The 14,000-nt window shown below is 63.1% G+C and carries 13 protein-coding genes; 11 read left to right on the plus strand and 2 right to left on the minus strand.

What is annotated here, in order from left to right; genetic code table 11:
- Window positions 1-27: 27 nt before the first annotated feature.
- Window positions 28-1,074 carry a Gfo/Idh/MocA family protein gene (locus SPITH_RS03245; RefSeq protein WP_014624292.1) on the plus strand — a complete coding sequence of 349 codons (1,047 nt, stop codon included), beginning with the start codon at window positions 28-30 and terminating at the stop codon, window positions 1,072-1,074.
- Here the strand turns inward: SPITH_RS03245 and SPITH_RS03250 are convergent.
- Entirely contained in the window at window positions 1,068-1,805 is a 738-nt protein-coding gene (locus SPITH_RS03250) for a FadR/GntR family transcriptional regulator (RefSeq protein WP_014624293.1), read from the minus strand. The two genes, SPITH_RS03245 and SPITH_RS03250, sit on opposite strands and share 7 nt — an antisense overlap.
- A gap of 140 nt (window positions 1,806-1,945) precedes the next feature.
- On the opposite strand from SPITH_RS03250, the gene SPITH_RS03255 reads away from it, so the two are divergent.
- From SPITH_RS03255 to SPITH_RS03300, 10 genes are all read left to right on the plus strand, one after another.
- Window positions 1,946-2,902: a metal ABC transporter substrate-binding protein gene (locus SPITH_RS03255; RefSeq protein ID WP_014624294.1), complete on the plus strand. Its 957-nt coding sequence runs from the start codon at window positions 1,946-1,948 to the stop codon at window positions 2,900-2,902.
- Window positions 2,886-3,584, plus strand: coding sequence for a metal ABC transporter ATP-binding protein (locus SPITH_RS03260; protein ID WP_014624295.1), 699 nt, complete (start codon window positions 2,886-2,888; stop codon window positions 3,582-3,584). The genes SPITH_RS03255 and SPITH_RS03260 overlap by 17 nt, the downstream gene beginning before the upstream one ends.
- 42 nt (window positions 3,585-3,626) lie before the next feature.
- Window positions 3,627-4,448, plus strand: coding sequence for a metal ABC transporter permease (locus SPITH_RS03265; RefSeq protein WP_014624296.1), 822 nt, complete (start codon window positions 3,627-3,629; stop codon window positions 4,446-4,448).
- A 63-nt stretch (window positions 4,449-4,511) separates the two neighbouring features.
- On the plus strand, window positions 4,512-5,792 hold the full coding sequence (locus tag SPITH_RS03270) for a malic enzyme-like NAD(P)-binding protein (protein ID WP_014624297.1): 1,281 nt from the start codon (window positions 4,512-4,514) through the stop codon (window positions 5,790-5,792).
- Between the two features lie 206 nt (window positions 5,793-5,998).
- Window positions 5,999-6,493, plus strand: coding sequence for an NADH-quinone oxidoreductase subunit NuoE (nuoE, locus tag SPITH_RS03275; RefSeq protein ID WP_014624298.1), 495 nt, complete (start codon window positions 5,999-6,001; stop codon window positions 6,491-6,493).
- Entirely contained in the window at window positions 6,468-7,724 is a 1,257-nt protein-coding gene (locus tag SPITH_RS03280) for a complex I 51 kDa subunit family protein (protein WP_014624299.1), read from the plus strand. Before nuoE ends, SPITH_RS03280 begins: the two co-directional genes overlap by 26 nt.
- Window positions 7,721-9,514, plus strand: a complete 1,794-nt coding sequence (locus SPITH_RS03285) for an NADH-dependent [FeFe] hydrogenase, group A6 (RefSeq protein ID WP_014624300.1) — start codon at window positions 7,721-7,723, stop codon at window positions 9,512-9,514. Before SPITH_RS03280 ends, SPITH_RS03285 begins: the two co-directional genes overlap by 4 nt.
- Before the next feature lie 166 nt (window positions 9,515-9,680).
- Entirely contained in the window at window positions 9,681-10,001 is a 321-nt protein-coding gene (locus tag SPITH_RS03290; RefSeq protein WP_014624301.1) for a FeoA family protein, read from the plus strand.
- A complete protein-coding gene (gene feoB, locus SPITH_RS03295; protein WP_014624302.1) occupies window positions 9,998-12,241 on the plus strand; it encodes a ferrous iron transport protein B in 2,244 nt (747 codons plus the stop codon). Before SPITH_RS03290 ends, feoB begins: the two co-directional genes overlap by 4 nt.
- Complete coding sequence (locus SPITH_RS03300; protein ID WP_014624303.1) at window positions 12,238-12,708, plus strand: metal-dependent transcriptional regulator; 471 nt, start codon at window positions 12,238-12,240, stop codon at window positions 12,706-12,708. Before feoB ends, SPITH_RS03300 begins: the two co-directional genes overlap by 4 nt.
- Here the strand turns inward: SPITH_RS03300 and SPITH_RS03305 are convergent.
- Window positions 12,694-13,986 carry a cyclic nucleotide-gated ion channel gene (locus SPITH_RS03305; RefSeq protein WP_014624304.1) on the minus strand — a complete coding sequence of 431 codons (1,293 nt, stop codon included), beginning with the start codon at window positions 13,984-13,986 and terminating at the stop codon, window positions 12,694-12,696. The genes SPITH_RS03300 and SPITH_RS03305 overlap by 15 nt on opposite strands.
- Window positions 13,987-14,000: the final 14 nt, after the last annotated feature.

Raw genomic sequence — 14,000 nt, forward strand, 5'->3', positions numbered from 1 at the left:
GATCACTATGAGATCAGGGAGGATGTTATGAGCCATGGGATAGGTATCGTGGGTACAGGAGGTATTGCGGACAAGCACGCACTCGCCGTAGGGCAGGTTGAGGGTGCAGAGCTCGTGGCGGTGATGAGTCGCTCGGAAGAGCGCGCGAAGGCGTTTGCCGAACGGCATGGGTGCAGGGCGTACACCAGTATGTCGGAGTTCCTCGACGATCCTGAACTGGATATCGTTTCCATCTGTACTCCATCGGGGTACCACATGGAGCCGGCTCTCGAGGCCATAGCGGCAGGGAAACACCTGGTGGTGGAGAAGCCCCTCGAGATCACCTTGGAGCGATGCGACGCCATCATCGAAGCTGCGGCCCAAAAGGGAGTGAAGGTGATGGGGATCTTCCAGTCGCGGTTCTACGATGCCTCCAGGGTGCTCAAGGAGACGGTGGAGAAGGGCAGGTTCGGGAGGCTTGTGCTGGGGGATGCGTACGTGAAGTGGTACAGGTCCCAGGAGTACTACGACAGGGGTGAGTGGAAAGGGACGTGGCGCTTCGATGGGGGAGGGGCCCTCATGGTGCAGGCCATCCACGCGATCGACCTCCTGCAGTGGTACATGGGCAGAGTGGACACGGTGCAGGCCTACGCCAAGATACTCGGCCACGAGCGGATAGAGGTCGAAGACACGGCGGTGGCCACCCTCGAATTCGAGAACGGCGCCCTCGGGGTGATCGAGGGCTCCACCGCGGTGTATCCGGGTTTCCTCAAGCGGATCGAGATCTCCGGGACCGAGGGATCGGCCATCATGGAGGAGGAGGATTTCAAGGCCTGGACGTTTGCGAAGGAGATCCCGGAGGACGAGGAGATCCGCCGGCGCTTCTCAGGCGCCACACGAACACAAGGCGGTGCCGCTGATCCAGGGGCGATCAGCCTCGAGGGGCATGTGCGTCAGTTCCAGGCCTTCGTGGATGCGCTGAGAGAGGGAAGAGAACCACCCGTGGATGGCTACGAGGCGCGCAAGGCGGTGGCGATCATCCTGGCGATCTACGAGAGCGCGAAGACCGGTCGGAAGGTGAAGGTGGACTACTGAGTCTCCTCCCGACTGGGGAAAGCGTGGGGAATGGTCTTTGCCCACTGTTTCCTCTGGGTTCTCCTGTAGCTCTTCTCGAGGTGGTGTTTCATGGCCTGGCCGGCCTTTTCCCCGTGGCCCTCGCGGATGTGGGAGAGGATATCCCTGTGTTCCTCGAGGGCTTCTCTGTGTTCCTCGAGGGTGCGGGGTGCCTCCCCGTAGATCTTCCTGATCGCGTCGGTGATGAGGGGTACCAGGCGCATGATCACAGGGTTCCGGGTGGCCTCCGCGAGGCTCCGGTGAAACTCCATCTCGGGCACGAGACCGATTTGACCGTCACGGATCTCTTGCTCCATCCGGGCGAGGATATCCTCAATGTGGGCGATGTCTTCAGGCGTACGCCGTTCCGCGGCGAGTTTTGCCACCGGCGGTTCCACGATGAGCCTCACCTCGATGAGGGCGAGCTGGAGGTTCTCGTCCATGAGGAACTCGAGCCCCAAGGGATCCTCCTGGAGCCCGGGGGTCCGGGAGACGTAGGTGCCCTTCCCCCGGACGATCTCTATGATGTTTTGTGAGACGAGGGTCTTTATCGCCTCCCTGATGGTGGGGCGGCTCACGCCGAAGAGCTGTGCGAGCTCGATCTCGTTGGGAAGCTTTTCTCCAGGGTTGAGTTTCTTCCGGCGGATGAGGTCTTTGATATGATCCGCAATCTCCCGTGAGAGGTGGGTCTTCCCGTTCACCCGTCTGTACATGCATCCTCCACTGGTATGGTAGAACCTCTCGAAGGCATGATCAAGGAGGTGGAGAGGCTGGTGAGAGCCGGGGCTTGCCTCTGGTGGCAGATGTTACTATTTTTAGCATACGCTAAAAACTGTCGGGAAGGGATACGATAATGAACCGTCGTCTGTTCGGTCTTCTTTTCATCGCCGTGCTCTTGCTCGCCGGATGCGAACGTGGAAAGGAGAGCGGAGCCGATGACCGTTCCACCGTGAGGGTGGCGGTCTCGCTCTTCCCCTACTACGACCTCGCACGCCGCGTAGGAGGCGATGCGGTCGAGGTCCACCTCCTCCTCCCCTGGGGCGCGAGCCCTCATGGGTACGAGCCCACGCCTCGTGACATACAGGTGGTGCAGTCTGCGCAGTATGTGATCTACACCAGCGATGAGCTCGAGCCGTGGATGGGGAGGCTCACCCGAGGGCTTCCCGATGAGGTGAAGGTGCTCACCCTGGAAGATGTCGCAGGCAGGGGGCTCCATCCCCATGAGGAGGAACATGCGGGGGAGGATGATCACGAAGCCTCGGAAGGCAACCACCATGCCCCCCACCTGTGGCTCGATCCTCTGACCCTCGCGGCCCTTGCCCGTGCCTATGCCGAGGAGCTTGTGCAGGCCGTGCCCGATCGCGAGGAGGAGATAAGGTCCCGGCTCTCGGCCTACCTCGAGGGCCTGGAGGTCCTCGATCGGAGGATGGAGGAGCTGGTGGATGCTGCGCCTCGAAGAACGGTGGTCTTCGCCGGCCACAGGATGCTCGACGCATGGGCCGCACGGTACGGGGTGCAGGTGATCTATCCCTTCGAGAGCGCCTCCCCTTCGGCCGAGGTCCTCCCCCGCCAGGTGAGAGAGGTGCTCGGACACGTTCTTGAAGAAGAGGATGCTCCCGGCGTACTCTACGAAGCGGTCTCAGAGGTGAGGCTCGGCGGGTTCCTCGAGGCCGAGGGTATCGCGGTGTATCCTTTCTACGGGCTGCACACCCTCCCCAAGGAGATGGCCGATGAGGGATATGGGTACGTGGAGGTGTGGGAGATGAATCTCGCTTCTCTCAGGAAGGTGCTGTATGGCGCCACTGATTGAGGTGAGGGGCCTTGCCGCGGGCTACGGCACGCAGGAGGTCCTCACCGACGTGTCCTTTTCGGTGGAGGAGGGGGAATTCCTGGTCATCCTGGGCCCCAACGGATCGGGGAAGACCACCCTCGTCCGCACCCTCCTGGGGTTCGTCCGCCCGATGCGAGGGGATGTGCGGTTCGGGACGAAGGGCCTCCGCATAGGCTACGTGCCCCAGGAGGTGGACACCCGTGCGCAGTTCCCGGCCACCGTGGAGGAAGTGGTGTGTTCCGGCCTCTATACGCGCAGACTGCCGCGACCCGAAGCACGTCGGCGCGTGGATGAGTTGCTCGGCCTCCTGGGGATACGTGATCTGAGGCGGAAGAGACTCGATGCGCTTTCCGGCGGCCAGAGACAGCGGACCCTCCTCGCCCGTGCCTTGGTGGCCGATCCGGACCTCCTCGTGCTCGACGAGCCGACCGGTGCCCTCGATCCGAGGACGAGGGAGTGCTTCTACCTCACGCTGAGCGACATCAAGGGGCGCCACCCCGTCACGGTGATCATGGTCACCCACGACGTCACCGGTGTGCTCCCCTATGTGCAGAAGGTCCTCCTCCTCGACAGGAGGGTCCAGTTCTTCGGCACGCCCGAGGAGTTTGCGAACCAGGCCGCACGGCACTACTTCTCGCACGGGGAGGTCGCCTGTGACTAGGTGTATTATGATACGCCGGTACGTCACCTCGAGGGTGCTGCCATGATCGATCTCCTCTCCCTCGGTTTCGTGCAGAGGGCCTTTCTCACAGGCCTCGCCTTGAGCCTTCCGGCCTCGCTTCTGGGGATGTTCCTCATCCTCCGTCGGTTCTCCATGGTGGGCGACGGTCTCGCGCACGTGAGTTTCGCCACCGTGGCCCTGGGTCTCCTCGTGGGCACGCAACCCTTCCTCCTCTCCCTCCCTCTGGTGATCGCCGCCTCGCTCCTTCTTCTCTTCCTCGTGGAGCGGCGGGGGGCGTACGGGGATGCCGCAGTGGGCATGATCTCAGGTGCTGCGGTGGCCCTGGGTGTGGTGCTCGCGAGCGTGGCGGGCGGATTCAACGTGGACCTCTTCGCCTACCTCTTCGGGAGCATCCTCACCGTGACGTGGGGGGAGGTGTGGACGAGCCTCCTCTGGGCCGGGGTCGTGGTCGCGGGGATCGTGGTGTGGTATCGCCCCCTCTTCATGGTGACATACGACCCCGAGTTCGCGCAGGTCCAGGGTCTCCGGGTGCGACGGTACGAGCGGGCCCTCATGGTGGCCACCGCAGTCACCGTGGTGTTGGGGATCCGGCTCGTGGGGGTGCTCCTCATCTCGAGCCTCATCGTGTTTCCTGCGAGCTGCGCCTTCCTCCTCCGGAAGGGGTTTGCTGTCACCCTCACCGTCACGGCCCTCGTCGGAGTGGCAGGCGTGGTCATCGGCATGACCGCCTCCCTCGCCTGGAACCTCCCCACGGGCCCGGCCATCGTCCTCGCCTACGCCCTCGTCTTCCTGCTCCTTGCCCTTATCCCCCTCCTCCACCGGGCGGTGCGCTCCCGGTCGTGAACCCCTTCCCCTTTTGGGCGCTTTTTGACATCCTGTGAGCCACACCCCTGTGGAGGAGGAGCCATGTCCCTGAAGGAGCGCGCACTCGCCTACCATAAAGACCCGGTCCCGGGCAAGCTCGCCGTGAGGCCCACCAAGCCCTGTGACACCGCGGAGGAGCTCTCGCTCGCCTACACCCCCGGCGTGGCCGAGCCGGTGCGCGAGATCGCCCGCCTCCCCGAGGAGGTCTACGACTACACCGCCAAGGGGAACCTCGTGGCAGTGGTCTCGAACGGCACGGCCATCCTCGGCCTCGGGAACCTGGGGGCCCTCGCGAGCAAGCCCGTCATGGAGGGCAAGGCCGTGCTCTTCAAGCGATTCGCCGACATCGACGTCTTCGACATAGAGGTGGACACCACCGATCCCGACGAGTTTATCCGCACCGTGAAGCTCATAAGCCCCACTTTCGGAGGCATCAACCTCGAGGACATCAAGGCCCCGGAGTGCTTCCATATCGAACAGCGGCTCATCGAGGAGTGTGACATCCCCGTGTTCCACGACGATCAGCACGGCACCGCCATCATCGCCACGGCCGGCCTCATCAACGCGTGCGAGCTCGCAGGGAAGAGGCTGGAGGACGTACGGGTGGTCTTCAACGGCGCCGGCGCGGCGGGGATCGCATGCGCCCGCATGTTCATAGCGGCCGGAGTGAAGAAGGAGCACATCGTGATGTGCGACAGGAAGGGCGTCATCCATAGAGGGAGGGATGACCTCAGCCCGGAGAAAACCGCATTCGCCGTCGATACACCCTTGCGGACCCTCTCAGAAGCCCTCAAGGGAGCCGATGTCTTCGTGGGGCTCTCGGTGGGAGGGGTGCTCAGCCAGGAGATGGTGAGGAGCATGGCGAAGAGTCCCATCATCTTTGCCATGGCGAACCCCGACCCCGAGATCCCTTATCCCGAAGCCAAGGCGGTGCGGCCCGACCTCATCATGGCCACCGGCCGGAGCGACTTTCCCAACCAGATCAACAACGTATTGGGGTTCCCCTTCATCTTCCGTGGAGCGCTCGACGTACGGGCGAGCCGCATCACCGAGGGCATGAAGATGGCGGCGGCGCGTGCCCTCGCCGAACTCGCCCGAGAGCCGGTGCCAGAAGAGGTCTCCCGGGCCTACGGGGGGGTACGATTCGCGTTCGGCCCTGAGTACATCGTACCCAAACCCTTCGATCCGCGGGTGATCGCCTACGAGTCCGTGGCCGTGGCCCGTGCCGCCTGTGAAGAAGGGGTGGCCCGCAGGCCCATCACCGACTGGGATGGTTACCGGGACTCTCTCCTCCGCCGGGTAGCGCGGTACTGGGGCACATGAGGATAGATGAAGGCTTCTATATAACGAGCAGCCAATATTCAAAAAAGTATTCGGGATGGTGGTGTATTGTCTCAAGTATTTCTATAAAAAGAAACAAATATGAGTCATAGTGCCTCATAAAGGCATCTTTCGAGAAATTTTTCTTGACAGCATTCCGGTATGGATTTAAAATTATAGATACCAAAATCATCTTTCAGGAGGGCCCCATGGCGCATATTGACCGGCCGTGGAAGGCGTATCCTCCCCGGAGAGACAACCTCCTCCTCATCCTCCACGATATCCAGGATCATAACCCCCGCAACTACCTCCCCGACGAGGAAGTGGAAGAGGTGGCCCGGTACCTGGGTATCCCGGTATCGGAGCTCGACGGCATCATCTCGTTCTACTCCATGTTCTCCCGGAGGCCTCGGGGGCGATACGTCATCCGTATGTGCGACTCGCTGGCCTGCAGGCTGGCCGGATCGCTCGACCTCTACTTCGCCCTTCAGGAAGGGCTGGGGATCAAGAGAGGCCAGACCACGCCCGACGGCCTCTTCACCGTGGAGCTCGTCAACTGTCTGGGGTGCTGCGACAAGGGCCCCTCGCTCATGGTGAACGACGAGCTCCATACCCGCATGACCCGGGAGAAGCTCGACCTTCTCCTCGAGGAACTCGCGAGAAGGGAGGGGGTGGCCTATGAACCACGCACGGTTCATTCTTGAGTTCGCATCGGACGGGGATGCCCTCGACCTGGAGGCCTGCCTCTCGAGGGGCGGGTTCATGGGGCTGCGTCAGGCCCTCGCCCGCACCCCTGCAAAGGTGATCGCCGAGGTCAAGGCTTCGGGCCTCCGGGGAAGGGGTGGAGCCGGGTTCCCCACCGGGGTGAAGTGGGAGAGTGTGCAGCGGCACAAGGAGCCCTACGTGGTGGCCAACGCCGACGAGGGCGAGCCCGGAACCTTCAAGGACCGGTACATCATGGAGCACGCACCGTACCTCCTCATCGAGGGGATGACCATCGCGGGGTATGCGGTGGGAGCCAGGCGCGGGTTCATCTACATACGTGGCGAGTATCCTGCCATCGCCAAAGGGCTCATCAAGGCGGTGGAGGAAGCGAGAAAGCACCACTTCCTTGGAGAAAAGATACTCGGCTCTGACTACTCATTCGACATTTCCATCAAGCTGGGAGGTGGCTCCTATGTGGTGGGGGACGAGACCGCGCTCCTCAACTCCCTCATGGGGAACCGAGGCTACCCCATGATGAAGCCTCCCTATCCCACCGAGGAGGGCCTGTGGGGCCACCCCACCCTGGTGAACAATGTGGAGACCCTCGCCTACGTGCCTGCAGTCTTCACCAAGGGAGCGTCGTGGTTCACGCAGATCGGTCCCGAGCACTCGCCCGGGCTCAAGCTCTTCTGCGTGAGCGGTGACGTCCACGCTCCGGGCCTCTACGAGTTGCCCATGGGGGTGCCGCTTCACGACCTCCTCGAGGCCGCCGGAGGGGTGAAGGGGACGCTCAAGGCGGTGCAGATCGGGGGTACCGCAGGCCCGGTGTATGACGATCGGGCGCTCTCCTTCCCCCTCGACTACGATTCACTCAGGGCCGAGGGAGGGGCCCTCGGCTCGGGTGCCGTGGTGGTGATGAATCACACCCGCAACATGGCCGAGTTCCTCGAGGTGACCACCCGTTTCTTCTCCGAGGAGTCGTGCGGCCAGTGTTTCCCCTGCAGGTACGGCACGCGTCAGCTCGAGTTCATGGCGCGCAACATCATGATGGGAAAGGGCAAGGAGGAGTACCTGGACGAGATGCGGGATATCGTCGCAACCATGACCGTGGCCTCGTTCTGTCCGTTCGGCAAGTCGGTGGCCCTTCCCGTGGGGAACGTGCTGGACCTCTTCGGTGACGAGATCCGCACGTTCATCGCACACCAGCGCTACGTGAAGGAGGCCGGATGATGGCAAGACAAGCCAAGACGGTGACCATCACCATAAACGGCACACCCCTGCAGGTGGAGGAGGGCACGCTCCTCGTGGAAGCTGCCTCACGGGCCGACGTGGAGATCCCCACCCTCTGCTACCATGAGGATCTCTCGCCGCGGGGTATCTGCGGCATCTGCCTGGTGAAGGTGAACGGCGAGTACGTGCGTTCCTGTATCACGCGGGTCCAGGAGGGCATGGAGGTGGTCACCTCCGACCCGGTCATCAGGGAGACGAGGCGGAAGATCCTCGAGCTCATCCTCGCGACACACCCCGACGACTGTCTCAAGTGCATCAAGCACGGTAAGTGCGAGCTCCAGGATCTCGCAGAGCGGCTCGAAGTCAGGAGCATCCCCTACGACAAGTACGAGCGTGGGCTCCCGGTAGACCGCACCTCGCCGAGCATCGTGCGCGACATGAACAAGTGTATAGGGTGCGGCCGGTGCATCGAAGTGTGCCACAACGTGCAGTCGGTGGGCGCCATATTCTTCCACCACAGGGGATCGCACACCATCGTGGCGAACGCCGCAGGCCAGACCATGGGGACGAGCGTGTGCGTGGCGTGTGGTCAGTGCGTGGTCTACTGCCCGGTGGGCGCGCTCTACGAGAAGGAGGCAGTGGAGCGGGTGTGGGAGGCCCTCGCCGATCCGGAGAAGGTGGTGGTGGCACAGATCGCCCCTGCGGTGCGCGTGGCCCTCGGCGAGGAGTTCGGGATGAAGCCAGGCGAGCTGGTGATCGGCAAGATCTACGCCGCGCTCCGAAGGCTCGGGGTGGACTACGTGTTCGACACCAACTTCAGCGCCGATCTCACCATCATGGAAGAGGGCACGGAGTTCCTCCACCGGCTCGAGAAGGGGGAGCGCCTCCCCCTCATCACCAGCTGCAGTCCGGGCTGGATAAAGTTCGCCGAGACCTACTATCCCGACCTGTTGCCGCACCTTTCCACCTGCAAGTCGCCCCAGCAGATGATGGGTGCGGTGGTGAAGACCTACTTCGCCCAGGCGAAAGGGATCCCGCCTTCCAGGATCGTCTCGCTCTCCGTCATGCCGTGTACGGCCAAGAAGTTCGAGGCCCAGCGTGAGGAGATGCGTGACAGTGGGTTCTGGGACGTGGATATCGTACTCACCACCAGGGAGCTCGCCCGGATGATCCGTCAGGCGGGCATCCGCTTCGATCAACTCAAGGAAGAGCCCGCCGATCCGGTGCTCTCCTCGTATTCCGGTGCCGCCACCATATTCGGTGCCACGGGCGGTGTGATGGAGGCGGCCCTGCGCACGGCCTACGAGCTCAAGACCGGCAAGAGCCTCCCGAGAGTGGAGTTCGCCCAGGTGAGAGGAGTGAAGGGGGTGAAGGAGGCGGTCATAGAGCTGAACGGTACGCAGATCAGAGTGGCCGTGGCCCATGGGCTGTCGAACGCGAGGAAGGTCCTCGATAGGGTGCGCGAGGCGAAGGAGAGAGGGGAGCCTCTTCCCTACCACTTCATCGAGGTGATGGCCTGTCCCGGCGGGTGTGTGGGAGGGGGAGGCCAGCCGCTCCCGAGTCCGCTCAAGAAGCGCGAGGAACGGCTCATGGGACTCTACGCCGAGGACGGCGCCCTCTCTGTGCGCAAATCGCACGAGAACCCGGAGGTCCGGGCCCTCTACGAGCACTTTCTCAAGGAGCCCAACGGCGAACTCCCGCACACCCTGCTCCACACCCACTACGAACCACGCGATCCTTACCGGCTCAGGAAGAGCCCTTTACGGGAACAGGTGAGTACGCCGGAATAAAAACGTTCACTTCCACTCCAGGGGAGGTCGATGCGTCGGCCTCCCCTGCCTTTATGGTCGGTTGGTGCCTCAAGGAACTGTTTCGGGGTGCTTGACAGAGAAAGCGGGATGCGATAATGTTTTAACGATAAAACAAAAAGTTGAAGTTGAAACTCGAGGAGGAACCATGCCGCGATTCGGGTACCGACACAGGCACGGGAGGATGCACCATCTGGGGATGCCCCTCCCGCTCGAAGAGGCGGATCCGGGTGGCACCGTGACCCTCTCCCGGCTCAGGGAGGGGGAGAAGGCCGTGGTGGTGGGATTCAAGGGCGGTCCCGGCCCGTACAGACGCAAGCTCCTCGCCATGGGATTCATCCCCGGGACCCCCATCGCCGTGAAACGGAGGGCCCCGCTCGGCGACCCCGTGGAGGTGGAGCTGAGAGGGTACCTCGTCTCGGTGCGAAGGGATGAGGCGGAGATCCTTCTTCTGAGGAGGGCCTCATGAGGACCTATACCTGCGCCCTCATCGGTACCCCGAACACCGGGAAGACATCGATCTTCAACGCCATCACCAACCGCACCGAATACATAGGGAACTGGCCGGGGGTGACCATCGAACGGACCGACGGCATCCTCACCACCGTGTATCAGGGGGAGGACGTCCGTCTGAGGATCGTGGATCTCCCGGGGATCTACCACCTGGGGAGTTCCGCCCCCGAGGAGAGGGTGGCCTTCGAGTTCTTCCTTAATGAAAAGGTGGATCTCGTCATCAACGTGATGGACGGGCTCTCCCTGCAGAAGAATCTCTACCTCACCCTCCAGCTCCTCGAGGAGGGGCTTCCCGTGCACGTGGTGATCACCAAGAAGGATCTCCTGGAACAGAACGGGATCCGGATCTCCCCAGAGGTCCTCTCGCGGCGTCTCGGGGTGCCGGTCTCCCTGGTGAACTCCCACAGCAGGGAGGACGCCCGTCTCCTGGTGGACTCCCTCGTCCAGTCCTGCCTCTCCCCTCCCTCGCCGCCCCGTCCCGTCACCTATGACGAGGCGGTGGAGGAGTGGCTCTCCCGGTGGCAACACGAGCTCTCGTTCCTCGGGATCCCGTCCCCCCGTCTGCGCACCCTTCTGCTCCTCTTCCTGGAAGGCGAGGAGGCGCTCTTCTCCCTCCATCCCTCGCTTCGTGAGAGGAAGGCCGAACTCGCAGAGAGCAGGACCCGGCTTGAGGCGCGCGTGGGCGAGGACCTCGACATGTACCTCGCACGGCGACGCTACGAGGAGATCGAATCGATCCTCAAGGAGGCGCACGAGGCCGCAGAAAAGCTCACCCTCACCGAGAGGATCGACCGGGTGGTCCTCCACAAGGTGTGGGGGATCCCGATCTTCTGGGCCGTGCTCTTCCTGCTCTTCTGGGCCACCACCTCCTTCGGAGGGGTCTTCATCGACTTTTTCGACGGGATCTTCCAGATCCTGGCCGTGGACCTCCCGCTCTACGGGCTCTCACGGATAGGCGCAGGCCCCTTCGTACAGACCCTCGTGGAGGGGGTTGGCACGGGTATCCAGACCGTGGCCACGTTCGTCCCCATCATCTACATCCTCTTCTTCCTCCTCACGATCCTCGAGGACTGCGGGTACATGGCGCGGGCCGCGTTCGTGGCCGATAGGGGCATGAGAGGGTTGGGGCTTTCGGGAAAGGCCTTCGTCCCGCTCCTCCTTGGATTCGGGTGTACCGTGAGCTCGGTCCTCGCCACCCGGACCCTGGAGAGTCGCAAGGAGCGGCTGCTCACCATCTTCATGGCGCCGCTCATGTCCTGCGGCGCCCGGCTCCCGGTCTACGTGATCTTCGCGGCGGCGCTCTTCCCCCGAACCGCCGGGCTCGTGGTCTTCTCCCTCTACTTCGTGGGGATCGTCCTCGCGGTGGGCACCGGGCTCCTCTTCAAGCACACCCTTTTCAAGGCCGAGCGCACCCCTCTGGTGATGGAGCTTCCGCCCTATCACCTCCCGAACATGTCCCTGGTCCTCAAGATCACCTGGATCAGGTTCTCCGCCTACATCAAGCGGGCGGGCATCACCATTACCACCGCGGTGTTCATCCTCTCGCTCCTCAATGCGGTGGTCATCGAGAATGGCAGGGTCTCGTTCGAGAGCGGATCGCCGGATTCGCTCCTCATCCGGACGGGCAAAGCCATCACAGCGGTCTTCGAGCCCATGGGCGTGGAAGAGGAGAACTGGCCGGCGGTGGCGGGACTGTTCACCGGCCTCTTCGCCAAGGAGACCATCATCGGTACCCTTCAGGCCATGTACGGTATCGAAGCGGAGGAGGAGGCGGAGGAGCCCTTCTCCCTCCAGGTGGCCCTCTCGGGCCTTGTCGATGCGGGGAGGGCCCTCCTGAGAGGCTTGTATGAGCTGCTCGTGCCTTCTCCCGGAGGGGAGGAGGAAGCGGGAGGATTCTCGCTCGTGCGGGAACGCTTCACCCCGGCGGCCGCCTATGCCTATCTCCTCTTCGTCCTCATCTACTCGCCGTGTGTGGCAGCCCTCTCGGCGATCCTCCAGCAGGCGGGAGTGGGGACCATGCTCGCGAACGCGGGCTACCTCACCCTCCTCGCATGGATCATCGCAACCCTCTACTTCCAGGTGGTGGAGGGCGGGAGCCTCCTGTGGCTCGGGGTCGCGGGAGGACTCCTCCTCGGCCTGATGGTCGTCCTCTACCTTGTGGGAAGGAGCACACGATCGAAGGAGGCTGTCTCATGAGACAAGAGGATCTCACCTCACGGATGGAAGACTACCTGGAGGCCATCTACGTGCTCGCGAAGACCAAGCGGGTGGCCCGGGTGCGGGACATCGCCGAGGCCCTCGGCGTGTCCCGCTCCACGGTCTCCAACACCCTCCATACCCTCTCGGATAAGGGGTTCATCGAGTATGCGCCGTACGACATCATCAGTCTCACCGAGGAAGGGGAAGAGGCCGCCAAGGACGTCTTCCGGAGACATACCATCCTCAAGCGGTTCTTCCGGCTGGTCCTCGGCGCGGAGGAGCAGATGGCCGAGGAGAACGCCTGCCGCATCGAGCACGCCATTTCGGAGGAGCTCCTGGAGCGACTCGTGCAGTACCTCGAGTTCATCCAGGAGTGTGTGCCTGCGCCCTTCCGTTACGATCCCGAGAAGGGTGCCTTCGTGTGCGAGGACAGGGAAGACGAGGATGTCTCACCCCCGGCGTGAGGTCCCGCCCTCCAGTTCCTCTTTCCGCCTGACGGCGAGTTCCTGTATCTGGGCTGCGATCTCCGGATACCGTGAGAGTATCCTGTCGAAGGTCTCCTTGTCGAGGCGGTAGAGATCGCAGAACGCTCGGGCCCGCACGGTGGCGGTGCGGGGAGCCCTGAGGATGAGGGCCATCTCGCCGAAGAACTGTCCTTCCGAGAGGATGGCGTAGCGGGTCTTTTCGTCGGCGGAGAGGACCTCCACCGAACCGCGGTTGATGAAGTACACGTCGGAACCCATCTCTCCCGCCCGTATGATGTACTCCCCCGGTCCATAGATGACCGGTTCGAGGTGGAGGATGATGTCCCGGATGAACTCCTCGCCCGCCCCCTTGAAGAGGGGCACCTTCTCGATCACGTCGCCGTGGATCTCCATGGCCACTGCGAGGCGGAGGGGATGCGGGAGCTCCTTGAGCACCTCGCGTTCCTCGTAGCCCCGTCTCGTCTCCCACAGGTAGTCGAAGTACTCGATGATGCGTCGCTGGAGCTCGGGTGAGATCCTCTTATAGGAGAGGAAGGCCGTGACCCTCTCCACCCGCTCCCTGTGGAGGAGCTTTGCGGCGTCCAGTTTCGAGACGAGGCTCGCGATGTTACCGATGACCAGGCCGTACATGGCCGCACCGAGGAGCTCTATCACGATGGTGTAGACGGTCTGGGTGGGGGTCGAGGGGGTGATGTCGCCGTATCCGATGGTGGTGAGGGTGGTGATGGTCCAGTAGAAGGCGGAGAGGTACCTCGTTCCGGCCGGGTTCTCCGAAGGAGGCTGGAGGCTCATCCATCCGCAGGCGATGCCGTGTGCGGCGAGGAGGATGAACCCGACGAGGGAGAGAAGCCTGAGGAGGGCGGGGTTGATCCTGTAGGAGAGGATCCGGGTGGCGCTCCGCTGCACCGAGATGAGCTTGAGGAGCCTGACGAGCGAGAGGAGGGAGAGGGGAGAGGGGAGGTGGAGGGCGAACACCAAGAGATCGAGCGGGAGTGCCGCCAGGAGGTCGGGAAGGCGGGAGGGGGCGAGGAGCGTGGGCTTTCGGCCGGAGGTCCGCCGGGACTCGAAGGCAAGGTCGAGGGGGATGTCGGCGATGAGGGCGAGGCTCGCGAGGATGTCGAGGGGAAGAAGGGGGGAAAAGAGGGAGGGAAAGACCAGGGTGAGGGGGATGCGGATCGCGTAGTAGAGGGTGACCGCAAGGATCCACACCTTCCACACAAGGGTGTATGTGGGATTTGAAACGCCCGAGGACTTCATCACCGCTCCTTTTT

The sequence above is a fragment of the Spirochaeta thermophila DSM 6578 genome, from assembly GCF_000184345.1.
GTDB classification, from domain to species: Bacteria; Spirochaetota; Spirochaetia; order Winmispirales; family Winmispiraceae; genus Winmispira; species Winmispira thermophila.

Coding starts and splice junctions, on each gene's coding strand:
- SPITH_RS03260 (WP_014624295.1), top strand. CDS start 2,886: ATGGCGCCACTGATTGAGGTGAGGGGCCTTGCCGCGGGCTACGGCACG.
- SPITH_RS03250 (WP_014624293.1), bottom strand. CDS start 1,805: ATGTACAGACGGGTGAACGGGAAGACCCACCTCTCACGGGAGATTGCG.
- nuoE (WP_014624298.1), top strand. CDS start 5,999: ATGGCGCATATTGACCGGCCGTGGAAGGCGTATCCTCCCCGGAGAGAC.
- SPITH_RS03305 (WP_014624304.1), bottom strand. CDS start 13,986: ATGAAGTCCTCGGGCGTTTCAAATCCCACATACACCCTTGTGTGGAAG.
- SPITH_RS03300 (WP_014624303.1), top strand. CDS start 12,238: ATGAGACAAGAGGATCTCACCTCACGGATGGAAGACTACCTGGAGGCC.
- SPITH_RS03280 (WP_014624299.1), top strand. CDS start 6,468: ATGAACCACGCACGGTTCATTCTTGAGTTCGCATCGGACGGGGATGCC.
- feoB (WP_014624302.1), top strand. CDS start 9,998: ATGAGGACCTATACCTGCGCCCTCATCGGTACCCCGAACACCGGGAAG.
- SPITH_RS03285 (WP_014624300.1), top strand. CDS start 7,721: ATGATGGCAAGACAAGCCAAGACGGTGACCATCACCATAAACGGCACA.
- SPITH_RS03270 (WP_014624297.1), top strand. CDS start 4,512: ATGTCCCTGAAGGAGCGCGCACTCGCCTACCATAAAGACCCGGTCCCG.
- SPITH_RS03265 (WP_014624296.1), top strand. CDS start 3,627: ATGATCGATCTCCTCTCCCTCGGTTTCGTGCAGAGGGCCTTTCTCACA.
- SPITH_RS03290 (WP_014624301.1), top strand. CDS start 9,681: ATGCCGCGATTCGGGTACCGACACAGGCACGGGAGGATGCACCATCTG.
- SPITH_RS03245 (WP_014624292.1), top strand. CDS start 28: ATGAGCCATGGGATAGGTATCGTGGGTACAGGAGGTATTGCGGACAAG.
- SPITH_RS03255 (WP_014624294.1), top strand. CDS start 1,946: ATGAACCGTCGTCTGTTCGGTCTTCTTTTCATCGCCGTGCTCTTGCTC.